The organism is Herminiimonas glaciei, from assembly GCF_042664955.1.
Classification (GTDB): domain Bacteria; phylum Pseudomonadota; class Gammaproteobacteria; order Burkholderiales; family Burkholderiaceae_D; genus Oxalicibacterium; species Oxalicibacterium glaciei.
In genome coordinates, this window is sequence record NZ_JBHTBU010000002.1 from 1,007,062 (window position 1) to 1,033,203 (window position 26,142).

20 protein-coding genes are annotated in these 26,142 nt (G+C 55.5%); 14 read left to right on the forward strand and 6 right to left on the reverse strand.

Annotated features, from left to right (window positions below; translation table 11 throughout):
• Positions 1-95 precede the first annotated feature (95 nt).
• From ACFQPC_RS15710 to ACFQPC_RS15730, 5 genes are all read left to right on the forward strand, one after another.
• On the forward strand, positions 96-497 hold the full coding sequence (locus ACFQPC_RS15710; protein ID WP_382272783.1) for a response regulator: 402 nt from the start codon (positions 96-98) through the stop codon (positions 495-497).
• Positions 498-517: 20 nt separating this feature from the next.
• On the forward strand, positions 518-883 hold the full coding sequence (locus tag ACFQPC_RS15715) for a response regulator transcription factor (protein WP_012080804.1): 366 nt from the start codon (positions 518-520) through the stop codon (positions 881-883).
• A 10-nt stretch (positions 884-893) separates the two neighbouring features.
• Positions 894-1,469 (forward strand): chemotaxis protein CheW, encoded by a 576-nt coding sequence (locus ACFQPC_RS15720; RefSeq protein ID WP_382272784.1) that lies wholly within the window; start codon positions 894-896, stop codon positions 1,467-1,469.
• A 52-nt stretch (positions 1,470-1,521) separates the two neighbouring features.
• A complete protein-coding gene (locus tag ACFQPC_RS15725; RefSeq protein WP_382272785.1) occupies positions 1,522-3,804 on the forward strand; it encodes a methyl-accepting chemotaxis protein in 2,283 nt (760 codons plus the stop codon).
• 93 nt (positions 3,805-3,897) lie between these two features.
• The gene (locus ACFQPC_RS15730; protein WP_382272786.1) at positions 3,898-9,726 is read left to right on the forward strand and encodes a hybrid sensor histidine kinase/response regulator; all 5,829 of its coding nucleotides are present in this window, start codon (positions 3,898-3,900) and stop codon (positions 9,724-9,726) included.
• A 46-nt stretch (positions 9,727-9,772) separates the two neighbouring features.
• Here ACFQPC_RS15730 and ACFQPC_RS15735 read toward each other — a convergent pair whose 3' ends face one another.
• Positions 9,773-11,260, reverse strand: coding sequence for a cryptochrome/photolyase family protein (locus ACFQPC_RS15735; RefSeq protein ID WP_382272787.1), 1,488 nt, complete (start codon positions 11,258-11,260; stop codon positions 9,773-9,775).
• A 113-nt stretch (positions 11,261-11,373) separates the two neighbouring features.
• Between ACFQPC_RS15735 and ACFQPC_RS15740 the strand changes: the two genes are divergently transcribed.
• The 6 genes from ACFQPC_RS15740 to ACFQPC_RS15765 all read left to right on the forward strand — a co-directional run bounded on the left by ACFQPC_RS15740 (position 11,374) and on the right by ACFQPC_RS15765 (position 16,010).
• Entirely contained in the window at positions 11,374-12,039 is a 666-nt protein-coding gene (locus ACFQPC_RS15740; RefSeq protein WP_382272788.1) for a YqgE/AlgH family protein, read from the forward strand.
• A 15-nt stretch (positions 12,040-12,054) separates the two neighbouring features.
• Positions 12,055-12,450, forward strand: coding sequence for a Holliday junction resolvase RuvX (gene ruvX / locus ACFQPC_RS15745; RefSeq protein ID WP_382272789.1), 396 nt, complete (start codon positions 12,055-12,057; stop codon positions 12,448-12,450).
• On the forward strand, positions 12,425-12,949 hold the full coding sequence (gene pyrR / locus ACFQPC_RS15750) for a bifunctional pyr operon transcriptional regulator/uracil phosphoribosyltransferase PyrR (protein ID WP_382272790.1): 525 nt from the start codon (positions 12,425-12,427) through the stop codon (positions 12,947-12,949). Before ruvX ends, pyrR begins: the two co-directional genes overlap by 26 nt.
• A complete protein-coding gene (locus tag ACFQPC_RS15755) occupies positions 12,942-13,901 on the forward strand; it encodes an aspartate carbamoyltransferase catalytic subunit (RefSeq protein WP_012080796.1) in 960 nt (319 codons plus the stop codon). Before pyrR ends, ACFQPC_RS15755 begins: the two co-directional genes overlap by 8 nt.
• A 4-nt stretch (positions 13,902-13,905) precedes the next feature.
• Entirely contained in the window at positions 13,906-15,189 is a 1,284-nt protein-coding gene (locus ACFQPC_RS15760; RefSeq protein WP_382272791.1) for a dihydroorotase, read from the forward strand.
• 74 nt (positions 15,190-15,263) lie between these two features.
• A complete protein-coding gene (locus ACFQPC_RS15765) occupies positions 15,264-16,010 on the forward strand; it encodes a lysophospholipid acyltransferase family protein (protein ID WP_382272792.1) in 747 nt (248 codons plus the stop codon).
• On the opposite strand, the gene ACFQPC_RS15770 is transcribed toward ACFQPC_RS15765, so the two are convergent.
• Entirely contained in the window at positions 16,007-16,831 is an 825-nt protein-coding gene (locus ACFQPC_RS15770) for a symmetrical bis(5'-nucleosyl)-tetraphosphatase (protein WP_382272793.1), read from the reverse strand. The two genes, ACFQPC_RS15765 and ACFQPC_RS15770, sit on opposite strands and share 4 nt — an antisense overlap.
• 301 nt (positions 16,832-17,132) lie before the next feature.
• Between ACFQPC_RS15770 and ACFQPC_RS15775 the strand changes: the two genes are divergently transcribed.
• Both ACFQPC_RS15775 and waaA read left to right on the forward strand, forming a co-directional pair.
• Entirely contained in the window at positions 17,133-18,509 is a 1,377-nt protein-coding gene (locus tag ACFQPC_RS15775; protein ID WP_382272794.1) for a phosphomannomutase/phosphoglucomutase, read from the forward strand.
• Between the two features lie 180 nt (positions 18,510-18,689).
• Positions 18,690-19,958: a lipid IV(A) 3-deoxy-D-manno-octulosonic acid transferase gene (waaA, locus tag ACFQPC_RS15780; protein ID WP_382272795.1), complete on the forward strand. Its 1,269-nt coding sequence runs from the start codon at positions 18,690-18,692 to the stop codon at positions 19,956-19,958.
• A 23-nt stretch (positions 19,959-19,981) separates the two neighbouring features.
• Here waaA and ACFQPC_RS15785 read toward each other — a convergent pair whose 3' ends face one another.
• Complete coding sequence (locus ACFQPC_RS15785) at positions 19,982-20,311, reverse strand: hypothetical protein (RefSeq protein WP_382272796.1); 330 nt, start codon at positions 20,309-20,311, stop codon at positions 19,982-19,984.
• 110 nt (positions 20,312-20,421) lie between these two features.
• On the reverse strand, positions 20,422-20,952 hold the full coding sequence (locus tag ACFQPC_RS15790) for a DUF3617 domain-containing protein (protein ID WP_382272797.1): 531 nt from the start codon (positions 20,950-20,952) through the stop codon (positions 20,422-20,424).
• A gap of 195 nt (positions 20,953-21,147) precedes the next feature.
• Here ACFQPC_RS15790 and ACFQPC_RS15795 point away from each other — a divergent pair, with 195 nt between their 5' ends.
• Positions 21,148-21,444 (forward strand): hypothetical protein, encoded by a 297-nt coding sequence (locus ACFQPC_RS15795; RefSeq protein WP_382272798.1) that lies wholly within the window; start codon positions 21,148-21,150, stop codon positions 21,442-21,444.
• Between the two features lie 98 nt (positions 21,445-21,542).
• Here ACFQPC_RS15795 and ACFQPC_RS15800 read toward each other — a convergent pair whose 3' ends face one another.
• Together ACFQPC_RS15800 and ACFQPC_RS15805 are read right to left on the reverse strand one after the other, a co-directional pair.
• The gene (locus tag ACFQPC_RS15800; protein ID WP_382272799.1) at positions 21,543-22,991 is read right to left on the reverse strand and encodes an efflux transporter outer membrane subunit; all 1,449 of its coding nucleotides are present in this window, start codon (positions 22,989-22,991) and stop codon (positions 21,543-21,545) included.
• Positions 22,988-26,137: an efflux RND transporter permease subunit gene (locus ACFQPC_RS15805; RefSeq protein ID WP_382272800.1), complete on the reverse strand. Its 3,150-nt coding sequence runs from the start codon at positions 26,135-26,137 to the stop codon at positions 22,988-22,990. The genes ACFQPC_RS15800 and ACFQPC_RS15805 overlap by 4 nt, the downstream gene beginning before the upstream one ends.
• Positions 26,138-26,142: the final 5 nt, after the last annotated feature.

Here is a 26,142-nt window from a genome sequence, read left to right on the forward strand (position 1 = left end):
CGAGCGTCGATGCAGGTCCCAATGTTGGGTTAAAGAATCTTGCTTTTTGTTACGGATGAGCCGTATATTGTTGACACAGTTCAACGAGACGAATCATGACAATAGCGCTGGATAATGCGGATATGAGAATCATGGTGATCGACGATAGCAGCACTATTCGTCGGTCAGCCGAGATATTCCTGGGTCAGGCTGGTTATAAGGTCGTGCTGGCGGACGACGGCTTTGATGCGCTTGCCAAGATGAATGATCACAAGCCTGCGCTGATCTTCTGCGATATCCTGATGCCGCGTCTCGACGGTTATCAAACCTGTGCACTGATCAAGAAAAGTGCGAAATTTCATTCAACGCCGGTCATTATGCTGTCATCCAAGGATGGTTTATTCGACCGTGCGCGTGGCGCGATGGTCGGCTCCGACGCCTACCTCACCAAGCCATTCACAAAAGACAGCCTGCTTAAAACCGTGCGCGAACACGCGCTCGAGGCAGTCGCAAAGTAAATTCGATCTAAAGGTTTCAGATGGCTATTCAAAAAATTCTTGTCGTAGACGACTCACCGACTGAACGTTACTTCCTCACAGATATCCTGATCAAAAGAGGTTTTTCTGTCTCTACCGCAGAGAATGGTGAAGAAGCGCTGTTGAAAATCAAGGCTGACAAGCCGCAACTGATCCTGATGGATATCGTCATGCCGGGCCAGAACGGTTTCCAGGTAACACGTTCCATCACGCGCGATCCGGAAACCCAGGACGTGCCTATCATTATCTGTACCAGCAAAGGCCAGGAAACCGACCGCATCTGGGGCTTACGCCAGGGCGCACGCGATTACATCGTCAAACCAGTGGATCCGGCTGAACTGCTATCCAAAATTGCCGCACTCGGATAAGTAGCTCCTCATGAGCCAGCCTACGTCGGATTTTCAAACGGATATTGCATCCCCGAAATCGGATATCACCGCGCGGCGTACGCGTTTGCGCGAATTCCAGGCACAACTGGTCGAACGCATGCAAACCGCGCGCAGCGGTGCCGATACACGCGTCAACCAACTCGGCGTGCTGATAGGCGAGCAGCGCTGGCTATTGAATCTGCAAACCGCAGGCGAAATCGTGGCGGTCGGCACCATTACACCGGTGCCGCTGACGCAGCCATGGTTCCTCGGCTTGAGCAATATCCGCGGCAACCTGATCAGCGTGATCGACTTCGCGCGGTTCCAGGGTTTGCCCGCTACCAATATAGAGAAAGACAGCCGCATCGTGGCCTTCGGTCCGGCGCTGGCATTTAATAGCGGCCTGCTGGTGTCGCGTGTCCTGGGTTTGCGCAATGTGGCAGAAATGCAAGTGCATGCCGACGACGCCGATGCTGCCGCCCCCTGGGCCAGCAAGCGCTACCTCGATCAAGAGTCGCAAGTCTGGACTGAACTTGATCTTTCCTCGGTTATACAAAATCCCCAATTTTTGCAGGTCGGCCTGTAGCCTCGAAACGATAGTTCGGGTGCTTCATCAATAGAGAATCAGGAGAATCAGTATGGCGTTTAATTTACCGCTCTTTTCCCAACGTAAAAAAGAGACGGCTGCGCAAGGCGATGATGCCAATAATGCTGTGCCAACTGAGGACGGTGTAGCAGCGATTGCTGCGCCCACTACCATTACGAATACGCGCGCCCATATCAATCCGAACGCGACCTATATCGGCGACGTACTGCAAAAGAGTGGTGATATCAGCCTGCCGCTGATCGGCAAGCTGCCACTGCAACAACAGGTTCGTATCCTGCTGATCGCACTCGGCAGCTCGCTGGCACTCGGTGCGGTTTTCGTCTGGCTGAACGCCGACTACTCCGCTTTGACCTCGACCCAGACCCAGATCGCCGGTGACGCGCTGATGCACTCGCAACGGGTAGGTAAGGCAACACCGAATGCGATTCAGGGTAATAAGGAAGCGTTCAAGCAATTGGCCGACAGCCGCAAGGAATTCAATAACGACCTGGCCATCCTGTCCAAGGGTGGTGTGTACCAGGGGCGTAATATCAGCCCGCCGGATGCACAGATGGATGCGATGCTGAAAGAAACGCAAAAACTGTGGACTGGTACTGACAAGGCTGCGGCAACCATCCTGAAGCTGGAAAAAGAACTGACCGGCTTCGGTACGACTTTGCAGATATTGAATGGCATTTCGCCTAACTTGCTGGAATTGACCGAACAGATTTCGACATTGAAAGCGCAAGGCGGTGCTTCACCGCGTGAAACAGCGGCAGCCGGCCAGCTGGTCATGTTGACGCAACGCCTGGCACGTAGCGCGAACGAATTCTTGAGCTCCGAGGGTGTGAACCCGGAAACCGCATTCTTGCTGGGTAAAGATACCAATACCTTCCGCGAAATCGTCGAAGGTTTCATCAATGGTAGCGAGGCGCTGCGCCTGAGCAAAACCACGGAACCTGATACCCGCGACAAGCTGCTCGAATTGCAGGCGAACTTCAATGAATATCAAAAATCGATTGCACTGATTCTCGGCAACCTGCAAAACTTTATCTCGGCGAAGCAGGCCGAGGAATTGATCTTTAAGGAAAACGAAGCACTGAAACAGCGTTTGACCGAGCTGCAACAAAGCTATCGCAATGAGCAGGATTCGCTGACGCTGCCATTCTGGTTGATGCTTTTGAGTGTATTGGCTGCGCTGTTGTCGGCGGCAGGTATTGCGCTGGTGCTGTTGCAGGACAGCCGCAACCGTACCAAGGAAGCGGATGCGCGTCGTCTCGAAGCTGAGGGCCAGCGTCTGGAAGCGCAGAAGCAGGAAGAAGAAGCGAAGCAGGCCAACGATCAAAACCAGGCCGCGATTTTGCGCCTGATGAATGAATTGCAGGAAGTGGCCGATGGTGACTTGACGGTGCAGGCGACGGTGTCGGAAGACATTACCGGCGCGATTGCCGACTCGGTTAACTATACGGTGGAAGAGTTGCGCGGGCTGGTAGGACGGGTGACCAACACTGCGGAACAGGTTACTTCGGCTTCGACCCAGGCACAGAACATTTCGACCGAGTTGCTGGAAGCATCGCAAAAACAATCGCGCGATATTCAGGAAACCGGTCAGGCGGTATTGGATATGGCGGTACAGATTACCGACGTTTCCAAATCAGCCAATGAATCAGCCGAAGTTGCGCGTCAGTCTGTGACGGCGGCGGAAGAAGGTTCGCGCGCGGTGGAAAACGCGATCAAGGGCATGAACGAGATCCGCGAACAAATCCAGGAAACCTCGAAACGAATCAAACGCCTCGGTGAATCGTCGCAAGAGATTGGCGAGATCACCGAACTGATTTCCGATATTACCGAACAGACCAACGTACTGGCGCTGAATGCCGCGATCCAGGCTGCATCCGCAGGTGAAGCAGGACGTGGCTTCTCGGTGGTGGCGGAAGAGGTGCAGCGACTGGCGGAACGTTCCGGTGAAGCGACCAAGCAGATCGGTGCGCTGGTACGTACGATTCAAACCGATACCCACGATGCGGTAGCGGCGATGGAAAAATCGACGCAGGGTGTGGTCGAAGGTGCCAAGCTGTCAGATGCGGCCGGTGCGGCGCTGTCCGATATCCGGCGCGTGTCGAACCGACTGGCGGAACTGATTCAGGGCATTTCGTCCGCGACCGAACAGCAGGCAACTTCGGCCAACGGCGTGGCGCAGAACATCCAGGGTATTTTGACGGTGACCGAGCAAACGCAGGAAGGTACGCAGCAGACTGCGCATTCGATTCGCGAATTGTCGAAACTGGCCGAAGAATTGAAAAACTCGGTGTCACGTTTCCGCGTCACGGCTTGATATCAGTTTATTGCAGGCTTGCAGAGGCTTAGGCCCAACAGCAATTGCGGTGATCGACCACAGGGTTGATCACCACCGCACCGCGAGGCAGTCATGAATACCCCTTCCTCCCCTTTGTCGCAAGGCAGCAGGGAACACTTCGATACCGGCCCCTTGTCATGGGTGATCGGTGAAATCAGCGGAGCGCTGACGCGTTCAAAAATCGCGCTGGGCGAAGCATTGATGCAGGATGCAGAAACCAGCTCGACCACCATGCGCCACGCCAAGGCCTACTTGCATCAGGCGCACGGCGCCTTGCAAATGGTCGATGTCGACGGCGTTGTCATCATTACCGAAACCGTAGAAGATTTATTCGACCGCTTCGAGTCGGGCCAACTGCAACTGGAAGAGGGAAGTGTCCAGGCGATTACGCACGCCTACCAGGCCTTGCTCGAGTACCTGGAAGAATTGCTGGCCGGTGTGCCGCATCAACCGGTACGCCTGTTCCCTTACTATCGTGCGCTATTGCAGGTGCGTGGAGCAGAACGTATCCATCCGGCCGATCTGTTTTTCCCGAACCTGGCAATCCGTCCGCAATTACCGTCAGCTTCCATCAAGTTGTCGCACGATGATTACGTTTCATTGCGCAAGCGTTTCGAACGCGCGCTCCTGCTATTCCTGAAAAACGCCGCTGACGGTTCCGCCATCGCCAGTGCACAAGCGATGCGCGACATCATCCTGCGCGTTGAGCAGGCACAAAATACGCAACAGGGACGCAGCTTCTGGTGGGTCATGCGCGGCTTTGCCGAAGCGGTCGCCGGCGGACAGGTGCCGAATGAACTCTACGTCAAACAATTGTTTGCGCGTATTAACCTGCAGATCCGTCGACTGAGCGAAGGCTCGTCCAGCATCACCGAAAGATTGTTGCGCGATGCCTTGTTCTTTATCGCCAAGGTGGAAGATCCGTCGCCGGTGGTGCAACAAATCCGTACCGCCTATCAGCTTGATGGCGTCGTCCCGGCTGATTACGAGAAAAAGCGCTACGGGCAGATTGATGCACAGGCTTTGACGCAGGCGAAGGAACGCCTGGCGCAGGCGAAGAATCTATGGAACCGGATTGCGACTGGCGATGCCGGCGTCGCGCCGGTCTTTGAAAAAGAAATGGGCAGCCTGGCCGAAGCCGGTGCCCGCCTGAATGCCCCGGCGCTGGCCAAATTGTTGCGTGAACTGGGCGGCATCGCCCGCCATGCGGCGCATTCTCAACCGGGTGATAGCCTGAGCCTGGAGATTGCCACCAGCCTTTTGTTCGTTGAAAACGCCTTGCAGCAAATCGGCCATTTGTCGGAAGACTTTGCGGAACGTGCGGATGCGGTAACGGCGCGTCTGTTGTCGGCGGTTTCCGGTGAACAGCTGGCCCAATCGGCGCCGTGGCTGGATGATATGTCGCGTGAAGCGCAGGAGCGCCAGACCATGAGCGCGCTGGCAGGAGAAATGCAATCCAGCTTGCGCCAGGTGGAAAAGCTGCTTGACGAATATTTCCGCGATACGACGCAACGTGCCGGCCTGGCCGATATCGATGCCATCCTGTATCAAATCAGTGGCGCGCTGGCCGTGCTGGAGCAGGATGATGCGGTGCAGGCTGTACAACATACGCAAGCCGCGGTGCGTCGCTTTATCGATGCGGAAGAAGAACCTTATGTGCAGGAATTCGAGCAGGTCGCGCAAAACGTCGGCGCGCTGAGTTTCTTTATCGAGACGCTGCAACTGCACCCGGACGGCGTACAGAATCGCTTTTCGTTTGATCCGAAGCTGGGCGTATTCCATGCCCGCCTGACCGAGAAAAATCACGCAACAGCGGATGCCGCCCTCGATGTCGCGCTGACACCGATACCGGATGCGGATGAAATGGTGCCGGCCGATCGTGCTTTCGACGCCCCTGATTTGCCTACGGTTGAAGCTGAACTCGCTTATCACCAAAAGCAGTCGGAAGAGCTGGCCATGTCCTTGCTGGCCGAGCCGGACAATTCCCTGTTGCAGGAACAATTGCGCGAATCGCTGGAGCAGGTCAGGCTGGATGCGACCCTGGTTGATAATCCGGAAGCCAATGATCGTGCGCGTGCCGTGATCGATATGCTGGAACATCCGGCTTTCGTTGCGTCACAGGATGCAATGGAAGACGTCGCACTGGCTGCCGCTGCGCAAGTCAAACCGGTAGTACACGTGGAAGAGGAAGAGCCGCGCGCGACCCCGGTCAGCGATGAAGCGATCGATGCCGAGCTACTGGAAATTTTCCTGTCGGAAGCGGTCGAAGTACTCGATTGCGTCAAACAGACGACACCGGAATCGCGCAACGCGCCGCATAACCAGGAATACCTGACAACCTTGCGTCGTTCTTTCCATACGCTCAAAGGTAGTGGCCGCATGGTCGGCTTGCTGGCCTTTGGTGAAACCGCGTGGAGTGTCGAGCAGGTCTTGAATTTGCGCCTTTCGGAAACCCGCGGCGGCGATCCTGATTTGTATGCGCTGCTGGAAAACGCGACGCAGGTACTGGATGCCTGGGTCCATGATTTGCAAACGCAAGGTCGCTCGGATCGGGTCGGCCTGGCTTTGATCAATGCGGCAGAACGCGTTAAAAACAATGCCGGTTTTTACTACGATGCCGCAGATGAATCTGTTGCTCCACTGGTAGCTGCCGACACGGCTTCATCGGATGGTGCGGCCAGCGAAGCGGAAGTCACTGCCGAAGCCGCTGCAGAAGAAAGTCCGGCTGTTGCTGAAGCCGAAGAACTGGAATTGAGCGATGAAGAGTTGGCGCAATTCCGTCAATTCGATGCTGCGCCTGAGACTACGATGAAGCCGGGCAAGCCGGCCGGCGAGTTCGATCATCTGCAGATTGCCGATGTCATCGATTTCCCGAATAAGCCGACTCCGCTTAAAACAGATGACAACATCAAGTACATAGGTGATCTGGAAATCAGTTTGCCCTTGCACAATATTTATCTGGCGGAAACCGATGAGTTGGTACGCTTCCTGTCGCAGGACATCGGTGAATGGCGCCACGAACCTGATCGCCAGGTCAATACACAAGTCGTGCATGCCGCGCATTCGCTGGCGGGCAGCTCTGCCACGGTCGGCTTCCGGCCTTTGCAGGAAATTGCATACGCGCTGGAAAATGTATTGCAATACCTGGCGCGCAAGCCGGTCAAATTGCTGGTGTCGGAATACGATGCGCTCGAACATGCGGTAGGCCGCATCCGCTTCATGTTGCAAATGTTCGCCCTCGGTGAAATGCCGGATGCCGAGCCGGAGCAAGTTGCCATTCTGCAGGCCATGCCGGAAGACTTTGAAGCCCGTTCCGGTTTGCGTTCCAGCCTAGTGCCGCCGCCAGAATATATTGAACCGGAAGAAGTGCCATTGCCGGTACATGCGCCCGAAAGTGCGACCTTGGCAGAACAGCCGGAAGAGGCTATGCCGGCCGTGCCAGATAGCAGCCAGTCGCCACTGGTGCATGCGGACAGCCTGGCGACGACTGCACCTTTTGCCGAACCGGTGTATCCGCAGCTGGATGAAGAGTTAAGCGATCCTTCCTTATTGATCCGCGATGAAATCGATACCGATTTGTTGCCGGTCTTTATAGAAGAAGGTCGCGATATGTTGCCGCAGATGGGGCAGGCCTTGCGGGCCTGGCAGCAAGACCTGGGTAATACCTTATTGCCGCAATCGCTGTCGCGCCTGTTGCACACGGTCAAGGGTAGTGCGCGTATGGCAGGTGCGATGTCGCTCGGCCAGCATATGCACGAGATGGAAACCCGCATTGAAAATATTACCCATGCAGGCCATCCTTCCGGTGCCGCGCTGGAAGATTTGCTGGCGCGTTACGATCAGGGTTTGTATCTGTTCGAGCAATTGCAAAATACGAATAAGCCAGCAGTGTCGGCAAGTGACACCAAGGCTGGGAGTGTCGCCGCGAAAACGGAATTGCCGCAGATACACAGCGCGATGCCGGTCACACCGAACAAGTTGGCACCTATAGTTCCGCAAGCCGGTGCGCTGGCTGCTACCGCCGCCGCACCACTGGTCCGGGTCCGGGCCGATATCCTGGATCGCCTGGTCAACCAGGCCGGTGAAGTATCGATCTCGCGTTCCAAGCTGGAAACCGAAGTCGGTACCTTGCGTCAGTCCATGGGCGAGTTGTCGGAAAACGTGGTGCGTTTGCGCGAGCAATTGCGTGAGATTGAAATGCAGGCTGAATCGCAAATCACATCGCGCATGGGTATTTCCGCCGACCGTGAATTTGATCCGCTGGAGTTCGATCGCTTTACGCGCTTGCAGGAACTCACACGCATGATGGCGGAAAGTGTGAATGACGTCGGTTCGGTGCAGCAAAACCTGAGCCGTACCATCGATAGCGCCAGCACCGACCTGACGACGCAAGCGCGCCTGACGCGTGATTTGCAGCAGGATTTGATGCGCGTGCGCATGGTGCAGTTTGCCAGTATTTCGGAACGCCTGTTCCGCGTGACACGCCAGGCTTCGAAGGAAACCGATAAACGCGTCAACCTCGATATCCGCGGTAGTGCAGTCGAAATTGATCGCGGCGTGCTGGAGAAAATGGCGGGGCCATTCGAGCATTTATTGCGTAATGCGATTGTGCATGGCATCGAGTCGCGCGAGAAACGGCAGGCTGCGGGCAAGAATGAAACTGGCGAGTTGCGCATAGAGATCCGCCAGGAAGGTAATGAAGTTGTGATTCATTTCTCTGACGATGGCCAGGGTTTGAATCTCGACAATATCCGCAACAAGGCGCTCAGCAGCGGCTTGCTGACCGCAGACATGGCCTTGTCAGATGCGGAAACGACTGACCTGATTTTCCATCCGGGTTTTTCCACTGCAGAAGAAATCACCGAGCTGGCCGGACGCGGCATCGGCATGGACGTGGTGCGTTCGGAAGCAGCGTCACTCGGTGGTCGTGTCGCGATTGCTTCGGAAGCCGGCAAGGGTGCGAATTTCACGATCCATTTGCCGCTGACGCTGGCAGTGACACAAGTCGTGTTGCTTTCCACTGGTGGCAAGACTTACGCGATTCCTTCGGTACTGGTGGAGCAGGTGCAACAATTGAAAACCGGTCCGCTCGCCGCCGCCTATAACGAAGGTGCGGTGATGTGGCAATCGCAACGTGTGCCTATGCATTATCTGTCCAGCTTGCTGGGCGACTTGCAGGTGGCGCCGGTAACACAGCAGTATTCACCTTTGCTGATCCTGAAGAGCGGCAATGAACGTGTCGCCCTGCACGTCGATGAAATCCTCGGCAACCGCGAAGTGGTGGTGAAGAATATCGGCCCGCAACTGTCACGCATGATAGGGATAGCCGGTGCGACAGTGCTGGGGTCCGGCGAGATTGTCCTGATCCTGAATCCGGTTCCTTTGGCACAGCGCGCCGCACTGGATAATATCCGTGCACCACGCCTGACGCCATCCGATGCACCGGATGGCATGGGTGCGATAGCGGAGATGGCCGATTCGAACCTGCAAAGTGCCGCGCCGGTACAAGGCTTGCGTACACAGTCGATAGTGATGGTGGTCGACGACTCGCTGACCGTGCGTCGTGTTACACAACGCTTGTTGACGCGTGAAGGTTATCAGGTGGTGTTGGCGAAAGATGGCGTCGATGCCTTGCAGCATTTGCAATCGGTGACGCCGGATGTAATGTTGGTTGATATCGAAATGCCGCGCATGGATGGTTTCGATTTGACACGTAATATCCGTGACGATGAACGCACGCGCGATATTCCTATCATCATGATTACCTCGCGTACTGCCAGCAAGCATCGTAACTATGCGATGGAGCTGGGTGTGAATGAATATCTGGGCAAACCTTATCAGGAAGATGCCTTGCTGGAGTTGATTGCCGGTTTCGTGGCAAAAGCACCTACCCTGAATTAAGCAATGGCCGTCCACAAAAAATCCCGCATCAAGGTGCGGGATTTTTTTATGGCTTGCCGTCTTCTGCCGAGACTTTCTTCACGACCGCATAGCGCTGCAGGGTGCGCGCTCGCGCTTCATCATGTTGCAATAAGGGGTGTGGGTAGTCACGTCCCAGCGTGATGCCGGCCATTTGCAATTCCAGCGCCGGTACCCGCCATGGCGCATGTATCTGCTTGCCTGAAAGCTTGTTCAATTGTGGCAGGTAACGACGTATGAACTTGCCGTCGGGATCAAACTTTTCCGATTGCGTGAGCGGATTGAAGATGCGGAAGTAGGGTTGTGCATCGCAGCCGGAGGACGAGGCCCACTGCCAGCCGCCATTGTTTGCCGACAGGTCGAAGTCATTGAGTTTTTCTGCGAAATAACGTTCGCCCCAACGCCAGTCTATGCCGAGGTCCTTGATCAGGAAGGATGCCGTGACCATACGCAGGCGATTATGCATATAGCCTGTCTGGTTTAACTGTGCCATTGCAGCGTCTACCAATGGATACCCGGTCAGGCCATCGCACCAGGCCTGGAACAGATCGATTGCGTGCTGTCCGCTTTCCCAGACGATGGCGTCGTAGTCGGGCTTGAATGCGCGCTCGTGTACATGCGGATGCTGGTACAGGATCATGAAATAGAAGTCGCGCCACACCAGTTCCGACAACCACACAGCAGCACCGGTGCCCCCGGCACCGATGCGCATCGCATCCAGCGCACGTCGCACCAGTGCGCGTATCGAAACAGTTCCGAAGCGCAGGTGCACTGACAGGTAGGATGGCCCTTTGACGGCAGGGAAGTCACGCGTGCTGTCATAGTCGGGCATGCGATCAATGAAATCGTCAAATAGCGCCTGTCCGCCTTGCATGCCGGTGGGGATATGCAATTCGCTTAAATTGGTTTTTTCAAAACCCAGTTCGCTTAGCGCAGGGATACCGCTAAGGGCTGCCTGCAATGGAGCGAAATGCGCACGCAGCGTGTCGATTTCATACGCCGGCATATCGGTTGGTGCCAGTTCGGTGTGCAGTTTTTTCAGCCACGCATTCTTGTAGGGCGTGAAGACGGAGAACGGCTTTCCCGACTGTGACAGGACTTCGTCTTTTTCGAAAATGACATGGTCTTTATAGCTCTGCAGTTTGCGTCCGTCCCTGGCAAGCGCGGTCGCCACGGCGGTATCGCGTGCAATTGCCTGCGGTTCGTAATCATGATTGCAGAACACGGCATCCACACCCAGCTCGGCCGCCAGTTGCGGAATCGCCTGTTCGGCCCACGCGTGGCTCACGATCAGCCCGCCGCCCAGTTCGCGTAGCGCGGTATCCAGTTCCAGCAAGCTGGCATGGATGAATTCGACCCGCCGGTCGTTCGCTGGTAGCGTACCCAAGATCGCACGGTCAAAAATAAAGGCGCAATACACTTGCCGGCTCTGCCGCAGTGCATGGTGCAGGGCGGCGTGGTCGAAACTGCGCAAATCGCGGCGGAACCAGACCAGGGTTTTTTCAAATTGCGGCATCGAAGGGGCGGCTTTAATTCAGGGTTGAAGGAAAAACATGAAAAATATGGTCAAAATCGACCCGGACTGCGGTTTGGAGGCGAGATTTCGGCTAAAACTGCTAAAATAACGGCATGCCGAAGCAACGTAAGACTAGCAAATCCCCCGAACATCCCGATTCACCTTGGGACTCCCTCGATTTTTCCGCAGCACCCGATACCCCACCCCGCGAATCGCTGAACCTGGCCGATCATTTCCTGATTGCCATGCCGTCCATGCTTGATCCGGTTTTTGGTGGAACCGTAGTGTACCTGTGTGAGCATAACGCCAATGGTGCGCTGGGTGTAATTATCAATAAAGCGACCGATATGACGGTCGATGTCTTGCTCAATCGCATCGACCTGACGCTGGAAATCGCGCCCGAACTGTCGATGCTGGACCGCGCGCCGGTTTTATACGGCGGTCCGGTGCAGGCGGATCGCGGTTTTGTGCTGCATGCGCCGCGCGGTGACTTTTCATCGACTTTGCCGGTGACCGAAGAAATTTCGCTGACCACGTCCAAGGATATCCTGGCCGCGGTCGCGCTCGGTTCCGGTCCGCAACGCCTGCTGGTCAGCCTCGGCTGTGCCGGTTGGGGGGCGGGCCAGCTGGAAGATGAAATTACCCGCAATGGCTGGCTCACGGTACGCGCCGACCCGGCGGTATTGTTCGACCTGCCGCTGGAGCAGCGCTTTGTCGCAGCGATCAAATTGCTCGGTATAGATCCGATGATGCTGAGTGGCGAGGCCGGGCATGCGTGACGGGATGGCAGGCTAGTGGAAACCGTACTTGGTTTCGACTTTGGCCTGAAGCGCATAGGCGTTGCGGTTGGCAATACATTGTTAAAGCAGGCGCAACCGCTGATGATCATCAGTGCGGCGACCAATGACGCGAAATTTGCGGCGATCGCCGAGCTGGTGCAGCAATGGCAACCAACACTGTGCATAGTTGGCCTGCCGCGCCACCCCGATGGTGCAGAACATGAAATGACGGTGCGTTGCCGGCGTTTCGCAAATCAGCTGCATGGACGTTTTAACGTGGCAACGGTGCTGGTGGATGAACGCTATTCATCCGCAGTGATTTCTCATCAACGCGGTGAACTGATCGATGATCAGGCTGCCGCAATCATCTTGCAACAATACTTCGATGACTATACCCAATCCGAATCCTGATAATGCACTCGACGCCGAAGCCTTGTACCAAGTGCTGGCGCAACAAGTGAAAGCCGGACTGGCACATGCGGAAAATGTCGCGATAGTCGGCATCCATTCCGGTGGCGCCTGGCTGGCGGAACGCCTGGCGCAAGAGTTGCAATTGACTGAACGCCTTGGCTTTATCGATGTATCTTTTTATCGCGACGATTTTTCGGAAAAAGGTTTGCGTCCTGACGTGAAGCCAACCCAGATCCCATTTGATGTCGACGGTGCGACCATCCTGCTGGTGGATGATGTGCTCTACACCGGACGCACAACCCGTGCGGCGATCAACGAATTGTTCGACTACGGTCGTCCGGCCCGCATCCTGCTGGCTGCGCTGGCGGATCGTGGTGGCCGTGAGTTGCCGGTCGCAGCAGATTTTGTCGCAAAAACCATTTCGATTCCAGGCGAGCAATCGCTGGTACTTCAACGGGCCGATGACGGCCGCTTTTCCCTGACGGTGGATCATGTTTAATCCGCAACTGAATAAAAACGGTGAGCTGCAACACTTGCTCACCATCGAAGGCCTGCCCAAGGCGAATATCCTGCACATACTGGACACGGCTTCGTCCTTCGTCAGTATCGGTGACCGGGAAGTGAAGAAGGTACCGCTGATGCGCGGTAAAAGTGTGTTCAACCTCTTCTTTGAAAACTCGACACGCACGCGTACCACTTTCGAAATCGCTTCCAAACGTTTGTCGGCAGACGTGATCAACCTGAATATCCAGGCGTCGAGTTCGAGCAAAGGCGAATCGTTGCTCGATACCATCGATAACCTGTCGGCGATGCATGCCGATATGTTCGTCGTGCGCCATGCGCAATCGGGCGCACCGTACCTGATCGCCAAGCATTTGAGCGATACCTCGCAATCGCATGTACACGTGGTGAATGCCGGTGACGGTCGTCATGCACACCCGACCCAGGGTTTGCTCGATATGTACACGATCCGTCATTACAAAAAAGATTTCAGCAACCTGACCGTGGCGATCGTCGGCGACATCCTGCACAGCCGCGTCGCGCGTTCCGATATCCATGCGCTGACTACCTTGGGCGTGCCGGAAATCCGTGCGATCGGCCCGCGTACGCTGCTGCCTAGCGGCCTCGAACAAATGGGCGTGCGCGTCTTTACCGACATTAACAAGGGTTTGAAAGACGTCGATGTGATCATCATGTTGCGTCTGCAGAATGAACGCATGAGTGGTGCCCTGCTGCCTTCCGCGCAAGAGTTTTTCAAGAGCTACGGCCTGACTACGGAACGCCTGGCGTTGGCCAAGCCGGACGCCATCGTGATGCATCCGGGCCCGATGAATCGTGGCGTGGAAATTGAATCGGCGGTAGCGGACGGTACGCAAGCCGTGATCTTGCCGCAAGTGACCTTCGGTATTGCAGTGCGGATGGCAGTGATGAGTATTTTGGCGGGAAATTAAAAAGATGAAAATTCATATCAAGAACGGCCATCTCGTCGATCCGGCCAACGGCATCGATGCACAACAGGACGTCTATATTGCAGCAGGAAAAATCGCAGGCATAGGCAAGGCGCCGGAAGGCTTTGTCGCCAGCAAGGTGATTGATGCCAGCGGCTTGATCGTCGCCCCCGGCCTGGTCGACCTGAGCGCACGTTTGCGCGAACCGGGCTATGAACACAAAGCGACACTGGAATCGGAAATGCAGGCGGCAGTGCAGGGTGGCGTGACCAGCCTGGTCTGTCCACCGGATACCGAACCGGTACTGGATGAGCCGGGCCTGGTGGAAATGCTCAAGCATCGCGCCAAGTCCCTGAACCAGGCGCACGTCTATCCACTTGGTGCTTTGACGGCTGGTTTGAAAGGCGAAGCATTGACCGAAATGGCCGAGTTATCGGAAGCCGGTTGCATCGGATTTTCACAGGCCGACAATCCGATCCTGGATACCACTGTCATGCTGCGCGCCATGCAGTATGCCAAGACGTTCGAATACACAGTCTGGTTGCGCCCGCAAGACCCGCACCTTGGTCGCACCGGCGTTGCGCACAGTGGGCCGGTCGCTTCGCGTCTCGGCTTGTCAGGCGTGCCGGTGATGGCAGAGACAGTCGCCTTGCATACTATCCTGGAGCTGGTACGCGTGACCGGTACCCGCGTCCACCTGTGCCGCATGTCGACTGCGGCCGGGCTGGAATTGGTTCGTGCGGCGAAGAAAGAAGGCTTGCCTGTTAGCTGTGACGTTGGCGCCCATCATGTGCACCTGACTGAAAACGATATCGGTTTCTTCGATTCGAACGCACGCCTGACGCCGCCTTTGCGCAGCCAGCGTGATCGTGATGCAATCCGGAATGCTTTGCTGGATGGCACCATCGATGCGATTTGTTCCGACCATACACCGGTCGACGATGATGAAAAATTATTGCCTTTCGGCGAAGCATCGCCAGGTGCAACCGGCCTCGAATTGCTCTTGTCACTGGCTTTAAAGTGGGCGGAAGATTGCGTCGACGGCAAGCAACAAGTGTCGCGTGCAGTGGCGAAGGTAACTACCGATGCGGCACGCATAGTCGGCTTGCCATCCGGTCAGCTGGCAGTCGGCAGCGTTGCGGATATTTGCCTGTTCGATCCGAACCAGCGTTGGACCGTGGCGGCCAAAGTGTTGGCGAGCCAGGGCAAACATACGCCTTTCCTCGGGTATGAATTGGCGGGGCAGGTGAAGACCACTATCGTTGCCGGTCATATCGCATTTCAGCGCTGATTTTTCGTTTCTTTATCCGGTTCACGCATGATTCTGCATCAGCTGATGGCTGTCATCATCGGCAAGGCTTTCGTATGATCGCCTTGCCGTTTCTACGTGTAATGCTGCACTTGGTGCAGGGCCTGTGCACGAGTGCCTTTATTTTCCCTTTTATCAGCACGGCCAGTCGCGATCAGCGTATCAAGAAATGGTCGGCGGGTTTACTGGCTATCCTGCAGGTGGAAGTGGATATCCGCAATGATGCAGGGGCGGCCACCCAGGCATTGATCGTTTCCAATCATGTTTCGTGGCTGGATATTTTCGTCATCAATTCCCTGCAACCTTGCCGCTTCGTCGCGAAAGCGGATATCCGCAGCTGGCCGGCGTTGGGCTGGTTATGCGAAAAATCCGGCACCATCTTTATTGCGCGCGGCAAGCAGCGTGAAGTACGGCGCGTGTATGAAGGCCTGGTGACGAGCATACGCGCTGGCGAACGCATCGCTTTTTTCCCCGAAGGCACGACGGCGGCACAAGGCACGCTGTTATCCTTCCATCCGAATTTATTTGAAGCCGCGATTGAAGCCGGCGTACCGGTTCAGCCTTATGCTTTGCGCTATGTTGACGAACAGGGGAATTTGCATGCGGCGGCTGACTTTATCGGCGACATGACTTTTGTTGACAGCATGTTGCTGATCATGAAGGCGCGCAAGATGACGGCGCAACTGACTTTGTTGCCGGCGATAGCAAGCACAGGCACGCATCGTCGCGATTTATCACTGGAAGCACGCCAGGCCATCGCGGCCAAACTCGGCTATGAGCGACAGCCGGGAACCACTGCCTAGTTCTTGCCCGGCTTTTGGTGTTGCGGGCATTTGACCTGTATCGTTGTCCGGTCTGCCAGGTTCATGGCAGTCAACTGCCCACCCCAGACACAACCGGTGTCCAGTCCGATCACATTCGGTAGCACCGTCAATCCCAGTGTAGACCAATGACCAAAGACGACGGTCGTGTCGGCACTGCGGCGATCGGGCGCTTCAAACCACGGCATTAATCCAGCCGGTGTATGTGCCAGACCTTCCACCGCCTTGAAATCCATCCGGCCATCAGCCTGGCAAAAGCGTATGCGCGTCAGCGCATTGACGATGCAGCGCAGGCGATCATCACCCTGCAAGCTGTCATCCCATAAGGATGGCTCATTGCCATACATTTTTTGCAGGAAGGCGACCCAGTCCTGACCTTGCAGCACTGCTTCGACTTCGCGTGACAGTGCGACCGTTTGCATGGCGCTCCATTGTGGCAGCACACCTGCATGTACGAATAAATGGCCATCCTGTGCCAGTGCCAAAGGCTGGTGACGTAACCAGTCTATTAGTTCGTCGCGATCATCGGCTGCCATGATGTCATCCACCGTATCGCTTGCGTGCGGCTTGCGCAGGCCACAGGCGATTGCCAACAGGTTGAGGTCATGGTTGCCCAGCACGATGCGTGCACGCGTTCCCAGCGCACGTACTTGGCGTAAGGTAGCGAGCGAGCGCGGACCGCGATTGACGATATCCCCGACGAATACCAGTTGCGCCTGCGGTGCGACCGCATCAATTTGTTGCAGCAAGTCGTCTAGTTGGGTCTGGCAACCTTGCAAATCACCAATGGCGTAAGTAGTCATGTATGCGGACAATCCGATAAAAGCGGGTGGGATGGCGGACATTATCGCGGATTCCGCAGAGAATTTCCGGAGTGCAGCAAAAGATAGGGCGCTATAAGCAATCAGTTTGAAACTAGCTGGCCGACTCTGTGTCGAACAAGCTCATTGTAAAAATGTTGGCTGCAGGAATGACGGTGCCGCTACTTTAATGTATCGCATCCTATAAAATGCGTCAGAGCAAGTTGCAAAGCCTGGCCAGGTGTTTTTGCCGCTGACGTAAAACCAAATCGCTTAATCGGATAAATAAGGATAACGACCTAACATGCTGACTCTCTCGCAAAGCATTTTCAAAGCCTATGACATACGCGGCATTATCGGTTCGACACTGGATGCTGATGTGGCCCGCGATATCGGACGCGCTTTCGGTAGCGCGGTACGCGCCAAAGGCGAGCAAGTCGTGGTGTTGGGACGTGACGGCCGTTTGTCCGGCCCCGAACTGGCGACGGCACTGGCCGCAGGCATGCAGGAAGTCGGCATCGATGTAGTCGATCTCGGCGTGGTGGCTACCCCTATGCTGTATTTCGGTACGCATGTATTGGATGCACAATCCGGCATCATGGTGACGGGCAGCCATAATCCGCCTGACTACAATGGCTTCAAGATGGTGCTGGCCGGTGAAGCGATATACGGCGACACTATCCAAGCCTTGTATCAAGCTATTGTGAATAAGGAATTTGCTGAAGGAAAAGGCAGTTATCGCACCTACGATATCGCCGACGGCTATCAAAAGAGAATCGTGAGCGACGTCAAGCTGGCGCGTCCGATGAAAATCGCAATCGACTGCGGCAACGGGGTGGCGGGTGCATTCGCCGGTGATTTGTATCGTGCGATGGGTTGCGATGTGATTGAACTGTTTTGCGAAGTGGATGGCACCTTCCCTAACCATCATCCGGATCCGGCACATCCGGAAAACCTGCAAGACCTGATCCGCTGCCTGCAGACGACCGATGCCGAAATCGGCCTCGCTTTTGACGGTGACGGCGACCGTCTCGGCCTAGTGACCAAGGATGGCCAGATTATTTATCCGGATCGCCAATTGATGTTGTTTGCGCAGGATGTACTGACCCGTCATCCGGGTGAGCAAATCCTGTATGACGTGAAATGTACGCGTCACCTGGCACCATGGATTACCGAGCGTGGTGGCAAACCGCTGATGTGGAAAACCGGTCATTCGCTGGTCAAGGCGAAAATGCGCGAAACCGGTGCGCCACTCGGTGGTGAAATGAGCGGTCACGTTTTCTTCAAGGATAGATGGTATGGCTTTGATGACGGCATGTATGCGGGTGCGCGTATGCTGGAATTGCTGAGCCGTGAAAAAGATCCGTCGGCAGTCTTGAATGCCTTGCCGCAATCGGTAAGTACCCCCGAATTGCAATTGAAACTGAAGGAAGGCGAAAGCTTCCCGCTGATCGCCAAGTTGCAACGTGAAGCGCAATTCCCGGATTCCGATCAGATCATCACGATTGATGGTTTGCGTGTCGAATATCCGGATGGCTTCGGCCTGGCCCGTTCATCGAATACGACGCCGGTGATCGTGATGCGCTTTGAAGCGGAGTCGCAGGCTGCTTTGCAGCACATCCAGGCCGAATTCAAACGGGTGATCCTGGCGGCCAAGCCGGATGCGGTATTGCCGTATTAAAGCGGTAAGGCAGGGCGCGGCCGGTGCAAAGCCGGTTGCGCCTGTTGATGAAATACGAAATCCGGCTTGAACTCCTTACAGAACACGCACTAGTTTCCCGCTGCACGGCATAATACGGCTGAATTATTCAATTTATCCCTTTATGTTCGCCTTCTTGCCCTTATCCGGCTTATCCATCTTATGCGCCTGATTTATTCCCTTGCCTGGTGGTTTGCCTTGCCGCTCGTTTTGCTGCGGCTGTTTGTGCGTGGTCGCAAGGAACCGGGTTATCGGCAACACATCGCGGAACGCCTGGGGTTTTATGGTGGCGTACCGTATGACGGTTCGACCCCGTTGTTGTGGGTGCATGCGGTGTCAGTAGGCGAAACGCGTGCCGCACAACCACTGATCGATGCCTTGCTGGCCGCTTATCCAAGCCATCAATTATTGCTCACGCATATGACGCCTACCGGGCGCGCGACGGGTAAGGATTTGTTTGGCAAGCAGCCACGCGTGTTGCAAAGCTATTTGCCGTATGACACGGCCTGGATGGTAGGGCGTTTCCTGCGTGCTTTCCAGCCGCGCATTTGCGTGCTGATGGAAACCGAAGTGTGGCCGAATGTGATGGCGCAATGTACACACTACGATGTGCCAGTCGCTTTGGTGAATGCGCGCTTGTCCGAGCGCTCATTGAAAAAGGCATTGAAGTTTCCATCGCTGTTTGTCGAAGCTGCTGCTGCCATGTCGTGCGTGGCGGCGCAAACCGAGAGTGATGCGCAGCGTGTGAAACAGTTGGGCGCGCCTGATGTGCATGTGACCGGCAGTATTAAATTTGATGTGACGCCGCCAGCGGAAATGTTGCAACGTGGCGCATTGCTGCGCACGCAGTTCGGCCAGCGCAAAGTACTGGCATGCGCCAATACGCGGGATGGGGAAGAAGCACTGATCCTGGATGCGCTGCTCGCCGTGAACCGTCCCGACATCTTGCTGATGATAGTGCCGCGCCATCCGCAGCGCTTCGATGACGTAGCGCAAATGGTGCAGGTGCGTGGTATGGCCTTGGCACGCCGTTCGACTGCCGGTAGCGCGTCGCTGGATGCGGATGTGCGCGTATTCCTCGGTGATAGCATGGGTGAAATGTTTGCCTATTACTCGGCTTGTGACCTGGCATTTGTCGGCGGCAGTTTATTGCCGCTGGGCGGACATAATCTGATTGAAGCCAGTGCGGTCGGCAAACCGGTACTGGTGGGGCCGCATACCTTTAATTTTGCTGATGCAGCAGAGAATGCCATTGCTGCCGGTGGCGCCATCCGGGTCGCGAATGCCGCGGACATGTGGCAGCAGGCGATCCGTTTGCTGGACGACGATCTTGCACGGAATGCGATGGGACTAAAAGCGCAACACTTTGCACAGCAACACGGCGGTGCGACCCGCCGTACCATGAGCTTGCTGATGCCGCTCATCAAATAGCGAGCGGCTTCAAATATCTTTGATTAATAGCGGTGCGGATTGTTCGGCCTACGGTCGTAACGATTCGGTACGCCGTCATGATCGCGATCATGGCGATCGTAGTAGTGCCTGTGGCGATAATGCCTGTCACCGTAGTAAGGGCGCGGATGGACATAAACCGGGCGTGGCTGCACATACACTGGTCGTGGTTGTACATACACAGGCTGTGGCTGCACATAGACAGGTGCTGGTGCGCCGTAGACCGGGACGCCAATATTCAGGTCTACATCCACGCGTGCCATCGCAGGTGTGGCTGCAAACAGCAAGGTCGCGGTGGCCAGTATTCCTGCAGTCGCGCTTAAAAATTTATTCATTATCTGCTCCTTGTTCGATGGCTCTATTACAAACCAAGGCAGCAGTGATATCTAGAGCAAATCCGTAAGCTTTGTTACGACTTGTATCTGCGCATCCGCCTGCAACAAAATCAGTTTACGGTTTTGCCGGCGGTGCAAGTTGCGGCCAGCCAGCGACCACTGGTATTGGCGGATTCATCGACTGCCACGCCACGCACCGTACCCTTGAATGAGGTTTTTCCACTGAAACTTTCGGGTGTATTAAGTGTGGCTTCGGCTTTGCCCTGGCCATTGACTTGATCACTGTTGCAAACCAGGTCAGCGCTGTAACGGTTGTCAACGCGGCTGGCATTGCGTGCTTCACAACCGGACTGGCGGTGATATGCGGAAGGTGGAATGTTTTGTGCCGCCATTTCAGGTGTGATGCAAACCTTGGACGTGGCTGCACCGTTTTGAATCTTTGGCATGTCAAAACCATATTGTTTTGCCAAATTGCTCAGATTTTGCATTTGATTTGGTGGAATTTGTTCGACCAGATTCAACAGTTCAGAGCTCGCGCTCATTTCCCATAAGCCAGGTTTCATTTGGGTCTTGTTTTCCTGCGCATGCGCCCCCATATGGAGAGCCATCAGCAGCGAGAGGGATAGTGAGAGTTTACGCATGAACTTTCCTGTTGAATTTGAATCCGATGTGGGTCTGAGTGCAATCAGGCGACGAGGTTCAAAAGCACAGCCGAAACATATCGGCATAAAAAGAAATTACGTCTTACGCGCCTATCTTGATCGATATCCCATATCGATGGGATACGAAAAGAACGCGAATACGACGAGAATAGAGACTGAAACGGAGCACACACTATGTCATTTCAATTACCACCGAATGTTACCGCGCAGCGGAAACCCATCTCTGCAACATCCTACGAATACATTTTGCGACACAGCGAACTCGGCCAATTGGGCCAGATCCTGTTAAGCGCATGTACTTCCGGTAGTTGCAAGGTGACTTGCCTGGTAAATGGTCAGGCCGGTGATGCGTTAACCGAACAGCGTCGTGCCGTGTTCGAGCCGCTGGCAAGAACGCTGGCCGAACAAATCCAGCTGACAACCAATTTCCCCAAAGCAGCGGCAGAAAAAAATCAGTCTGTTGCTGCTTAGTACGTTGATGCAATCCATTAACGGGTAGTCGTCTGGACTTGCAGACGAAAAAAAAGGGAGGCCACAAAATGGCCTCCCTTTTTTATTGCTGCAGCAACTTACTTTATGGTTGCCGGTGCCGGTGTTGCCGCCGGTGCCGTAGCCACGGTTGTTTCCACCAGACCACCGCCGAGTGAACGATACAGGTCGACTGCGTTCGTCAGGCGCGTCAGACGTACTTGTACCAGGCTTAGCTGCGCAGTGAACAATTCGCGTTGTGCATCGAGCACGTCCAGCGAACTGGCGATGCCATTCTGGAAACGCTGGGTGGCGAATTTGAAACGTTCAGCCTGTGCTTCCTGTACCAGGCGCTGCGCTTCGACTTGCTGGTCGAGCAAATCACGTGCAACCAGTGCATCCGATACTTCGCGGAATGCAACCTGTATGCTCTTCTCGTAATTTGCCACTGCAATGTCTTTGCGTACTTCAGCCAGGTTCAGGTTGCCACGGTTACGGCCGGCATCAAAAATCGGCAGCACCAATTGCGGTGCAAACGACCATGAACGCGAACCACCTTCAAACAAACCGGCCAATTCATTGCTGGAAGTACCGAGCCCGGCCGTCAGCGAAATGCGCGGGAAGAAAGCAGCCCTTGCTGCACCGATATTGGCATTGGCGGAGAGCAGGGTTTGTTCTGCGCTGCGAATGTCAGGACGCTGTGTCAGCAAATCCGAAGGCAGGCCGGCCGGAATATCGGTCAGAATAGTCTGTGACGACAGTGCTTGCGCCGGTGGCAGGTCGGTCAATGGTTGGCCAACCAGCAGGGTCAGCGCATTCATGGCCTGCGCACGTTGGCGTTGTGCCAGCAATTCAGCGGCACGTGCTGTTTGCAGCAGTGCTTCATCATTGCGCAAGTCCAGTGCCGACGATGCACCTACTTCAAAGCGTTGCTTCGACAGCTTGTAGGCTTCGACGCGGCTTTCATAGGTTTGGCGTGCCAGATCCTGTTGCTCGGCAAATGAGCGTTCCGACAGATAGGCTTTGGCGACTTCCGACACCAGGCTGATCTGTGCTGCGCGCTGCGCTTCTTCGGTCGACAGGTAGGCGGCCAGGGCGGCATCGCTCAGGCTGCGTACACGACCAAAGAAGTCCAGTTCGAATGCCGCCAGGCCGAGGCCGACCTGGTAATTGCTCGAAACGACGCTGCTGCCGGTGTTGCTGATCGAAGCCGGTACGCGGGCACGTGAGCCGGTGGCATTGACATTCAGGGTCGGCAGCAAATCCGCCGATTGAATGTTGTACAGCGCACGGGCTTCTTCGATACGCAAGGCCGCAACACGCAGGTCACGGTTGTTGGCGATTGCATTGCCGATCAAAACCTGCAGGCGCGGGTCGGTAAAGAAATTACGCCAGCCGATGTCAACTGCACGCACCTGGTTGTTATCGGCTTTGGACGGCACGCCGTATTCCGCCGCTACCGGTGCGTCAGGACGCACATATTTTGGGGCCATGGAGCAGGCGCTCAATACGCCTGCTGCCAGTAAAGCCAATGTTATGGTCTTCATCATAATTCTTCTTCCTCATCACGTGGCTTGCTCGCCGCATATTTGCGACGCTGACGTTCGCTACCTTTAAACAGCGTGCGAACTACCACAAAGAACACCGGTACCAGGAACACGGCGAATACGGTTGCTGTGATCATGCCGCCCATCACACCTGTACCAATCGCGCGCTGGCTGGCAGAGCCGGCACCGCTTGCAATAACCAACGGCAATACACCGAGGATGAAAGCGAGCGAGGTCATGATGATAGGACGGAACCGCAAGTGCACCGCTTCCAGTGTCGCTTCTATCAGGCCTTTGCCCTGTGCCTGCAAGTCTTTCGCAAATTCGATAATCAGAATCGCGTTCTTCGCAGACAAGCCGACCACCGCAATCATGCCGACTTTAAAGTACACGTCGTTAGGCATGCCGCGCAGCGTGACACCCAGCAGCGCGCCAAAGATACCGAGCGGTACCACCAGCATCACCGAGAACGGGATCGAAGTGCTTTCATACAATGCAGCCAACACCAGGAATACGGCGATCAGCGACAGTGCATACAAGGCAGGAGCTTGCGAGCCGGAGGTTTTTTCTTCCAGCGACTGGCCAGTCCATTCGAAACCGAAACCAGGCGGCAATTTGGCAACCATGGCTTCCATTTCAGCCATTGCTTCACCGGTACTGCGGCCAGGAGCTGCACCACCGGAGATCTTCATTGCCGGATAGCCGTTATAGCGTATCAATTGCACCGGACCGGTAATCCACTTCGATGTGATGAAGGAGGAGAACGGAACCATCGTGCCTGCGGAGCTACGTGCATACAGGCGGGTCAGGTCTTCCGGTTGCAAACGACCTTGTGTATCCGCTTGCACGATTACACGTTGTTGACGACCCTGGTTCGGGAAGTCATTGATGTAAGCCGAACCGAGTGCGGTGGACAGCACGCTATTGATGGTAGAGAACGGTACGCCCAAGGCATTTGCCTTGTCGCGGTCGATATCCACTTGCAATTGCGGTGCATCTTCCAGGCCTTCAGGACGGACACCTGCCAGTACCTTGCTTTGTGCAGCCATCCCCAACATCTGGTTACGTGCGGCGACCAAAGCGTCGTGGCCGAGACCGGCACGATCTTGCAGACGGAAAGTGAAGCCGGTTGCATTACCCAGTTCCGGAATCGGTGGCGGGTTCAGTGGATACACAATCGCATCCTTGATACCCATGAAGGCACCGAAAGCTTTACCTGCAACGGCATCGGCAGATTCCGCCGCGCTACGTTTGCTCCAGTCTTTCAGCGGGGTAAATACCAGACCCGCATTTTGACCGTTACCCGAGAAGCTGAAGCCGGCGATCGAAATAACGTGTTCGACGGCAGATTCTTTCAGGTAGTAGTTTTCGATGGTCTTCAGCACTTCCAGTGTACGACCGGTGCTGGCACCAGCCGGCAACTGCACGTTGGTCACGATGTAGCCCTGATCTTCGTTCGGCAGGAAGGAAGCAGGCAGGCGCGCATACAGTACGCCGACGCACACCAGGATCAGGCCGTAGACCAGCATGTAACGACCGGTCTTGGTCAACATCTTCGCAACGAAGCCTTGATAGCCGGCAGCAGTAGTATTGAAGTGACGGTTAAACCAGCCGAAGAAGCCACGTTTTTCGTGATGATGGCCGGCTTCTACCGGTTTCAGCAAAGTAGCGCACAGTGCCGGTGTCAGCGTGAACGCCATCAATACCGAGAACACCATCGACGCAACCATGGACAGCGAGAACTGACGGTAAATCGCACCGACCGCACCACCGAAGAATGCCATCGGGATGAACACCGCGATCAATACCAGCGTAATACCGATCAGCGCGCCGGTAATCTGGCCCATCGCCTTGCGGGTTGCATCACGTGGCGACAGACCTTCTTCGCTCATGATCCGTTCGACGTTTTCCACCACCACAATCGCATCATCGACCAGGATACCGATCGCCAGCACCATACCAAACATGGTCAGCACGTTGATCGAGAAGCCGAACAGCAACAGGGTCGCAAAAGTACCCAGCAATGCGACCGGCACCACGATGGTCGGGATCAATGTGTAGCGGATGTTCTGCAAGAACAGATACATCACAAGGAACACCAGGATAATCGCTTCGATCAGGGTTTTAACTACTTCTTCGATCGAGATCTTGACGAACTTGGAGGTGTCGTAAGGGATGGTGTATTTCACGCCTGCCGGGAAGTACTTCGACAGTTCATCCATCTTCTTGTGCACGGCGGTTGCCGTGCCCAGCGCATTCGCGGTTGGTGACAGCTGTACTCCGACGAAGGAACTTGGCTTGCCGTCAAGACGACCGGACGTTGCATACGACTGGCCGCCGACTTCGATGCGTGCGACATCACGCAGGCGGACAGTGGAGCCGTCCTTGTTGGCACGCAGTACGATATTGCCGAATTGCTCAGGGCTGTTCAACTGGCCATTCACCACCACCGTTGCCGCGATCTGCTGCGTGCTTGGGCTAGGCAAATCGCCGAGTGTACCGCCGGCAACCAGTGCATTTTGTGCAGTGATCGCGCTGTTGACATCGGATGGCGTCAGGTTCAGGCCGACCAGTTTGGCAGGATCGATCCAGATACGCATCGCACGTTCTGTACCAAACAATTGTGCCTGGCCGACGCCTGGCACACGCTTGATTTCATTGAGTACGTTACGTGACAGATAATCACCGAGTGCAACCGGATCCAGAGTGCCATCGGTCGAGGACAGACCGATAAACAGCAGGAAGTTACTACGTGATTTGGTGACTTGCACACCTTGTTGCGTGACCGCAGCCGGCAAACGTGCTTCCACCCGTTTCAGGCGGTTTTGTACGTCGACTGCAGCCAGATCCGGATTGGTTGCCGGCGAGAAGGTCACAGTCATTTGCACCTGGCCATTGGCCTGGCTTTGCGACTCGATGTATTGCAAACCATCGGCGCCATTCATCTCCTGCTCAATCAGGCTGGTAACACTATCGTCCAACGTTTGTGCAGTAGCACCAGGATAGGTAGCGGTAACAACGATTTGCGGTGGTGCGATGTTCGGGTACTGCGAGACCGGGAGGCTGGTAATTGCCAGGACGCCGGCCAGCATGATGAAGATCGCCAGCACCCAGGCAAAAACCGGGCGGTCAATAAAAAATTTACCCATTAAAG

What these genes read in the sequence shown, in the direction of transcription:
- ACFQPC_RS15710 (WP_382272783.1), top strand. Translation starts at nt 96, where the DNA reads ATGACAATAGCGCTGGATAATGCGGATATGAGAATCATGGTGATCGAC.
- ACFQPC_RS15715 (WP_012080804.1), top strand. Translation starts at nt 518, where the DNA reads ATGGCTATTCAAAAAATTCTTGTCGTAGACGACTCACCGACTGAACGT.
- ACFQPC_RS15720 (WP_382272784.1), top strand. Translation starts at nt 894, where the DNA reads ATGAGCCAGCCTACGTCGGATTTTCAAACGGATATTGCATCCCCGAAA.
- ACFQPC_RS15725 (WP_382272785.1), top strand. Translation starts at nt 1,522, where the DNA reads ATGGCGTTTAATTTACCGCTCTTTTCCCAACGTAAAAAAGAGACGGCT.
- ACFQPC_RS15730 (WP_382272786.1), top strand. Translation starts at nt 3,898, where the DNA reads ATGAATACCCCTTCCTCCCCTTTGTCGCAAGGCAGCAGGGAACACTTC.
- ACFQPC_RS15735 (WP_382272787.1), bottom strand. Translation starts at nt 11,260, where the DNA reads ATGCCGCAATTTGAAAAAACCCTGGTCTGGTTCCGCCGCGATTTGCGC.
- ACFQPC_RS15740 (WP_382272788.1), top strand. Translation starts at nt 11,374, where the DNA reads ATGCCGAAGCAACGTAAGACTAGCAAATCCCCCGAACATCCCGATTCA.
- pyrR (WP_382272790.1), top strand. Translation starts at nt 12,425, where the DNA reads ATGACTATACCCAATCCGAATCCTGATAATGCACTCGACGCCGAAGCC.
- ACFQPC_RS15755 (WP_012080796.1), top strand. Translation starts at nt 12,942, where the DNA reads ATGTTTAATCCGCAACTGAATAAAAACGGTGAGCTGCAACACTTGCTC.
- ACFQPC_RS15760 (WP_382272791.1), top strand. Translation starts at nt 13,906, where the DNA reads ATGAAAATTCATATCAAGAACGGCCATCTCGTCGATCCGGCCAACGGC.
- ACFQPC_RS15765 (WP_382272792.1), top strand. Translation starts at nt 15,264, where the DNA reads ATGATCGCCTTGCCGTTTCTACGTGTAATGCTGCACTTGGTGCAGGGC.
- ACFQPC_RS15770 (WP_382272793.1), bottom strand. Translation starts at nt 16,831, where the DNA reads ATGACTACTTACGCCATTGGTGATTTGCAAGGTTGCCAGACCCAACTA.
- ACFQPC_RS15775 (WP_382272794.1), top strand. Translation starts at nt 17,133, where the DNA reads ATGCTGACTCTCTCGCAAAGCATTTTCAAAGCCTATGACATACGCGGC.
- waaA (WP_382272795.1), top strand. Translation starts at nt 18,690, where the DNA reads ATGCGCCTGATTTATTCCCTTGCCTGGTGGTTTGCCTTGCCGCTCGTT.
- ACFQPC_RS15785 (WP_382272796.1), bottom strand. Translation starts at nt 20,311, where the DNA reads ATGAATAAATTTTTAAGCGCGACTGCAGGAATACTGGCCACCGCGACC.
- ACFQPC_RS15790 (WP_382272797.1), bottom strand. Translation starts at nt 20,952, where the DNA reads ATGCGTAAACTCTCACTATCCCTCTCGCTGCTGATGGCTCTCCATATG.
- ACFQPC_RS15795 (WP_382272798.1), top strand. Translation starts at nt 21,148, where the DNA reads ATGTCATTTCAATTACCACCGAATGTTACCGCGCAGCGGAAACCCATC.
- ACFQPC_RS15800 (WP_382272799.1), bottom strand. Translation starts at nt 22,991, where the DNA reads ATGATGAAGACCATAACATTGGCTTTACTGGCAGCAGGCGTATTGAGC.
- ACFQPC_RS15805 (WP_382272800.1), bottom strand. Translation starts at nt 26,137, where the DNA reads ATGGGTAAATTTTTTATTGACCGCCCGGTTTTTGCCTGGGTGCTGGCG.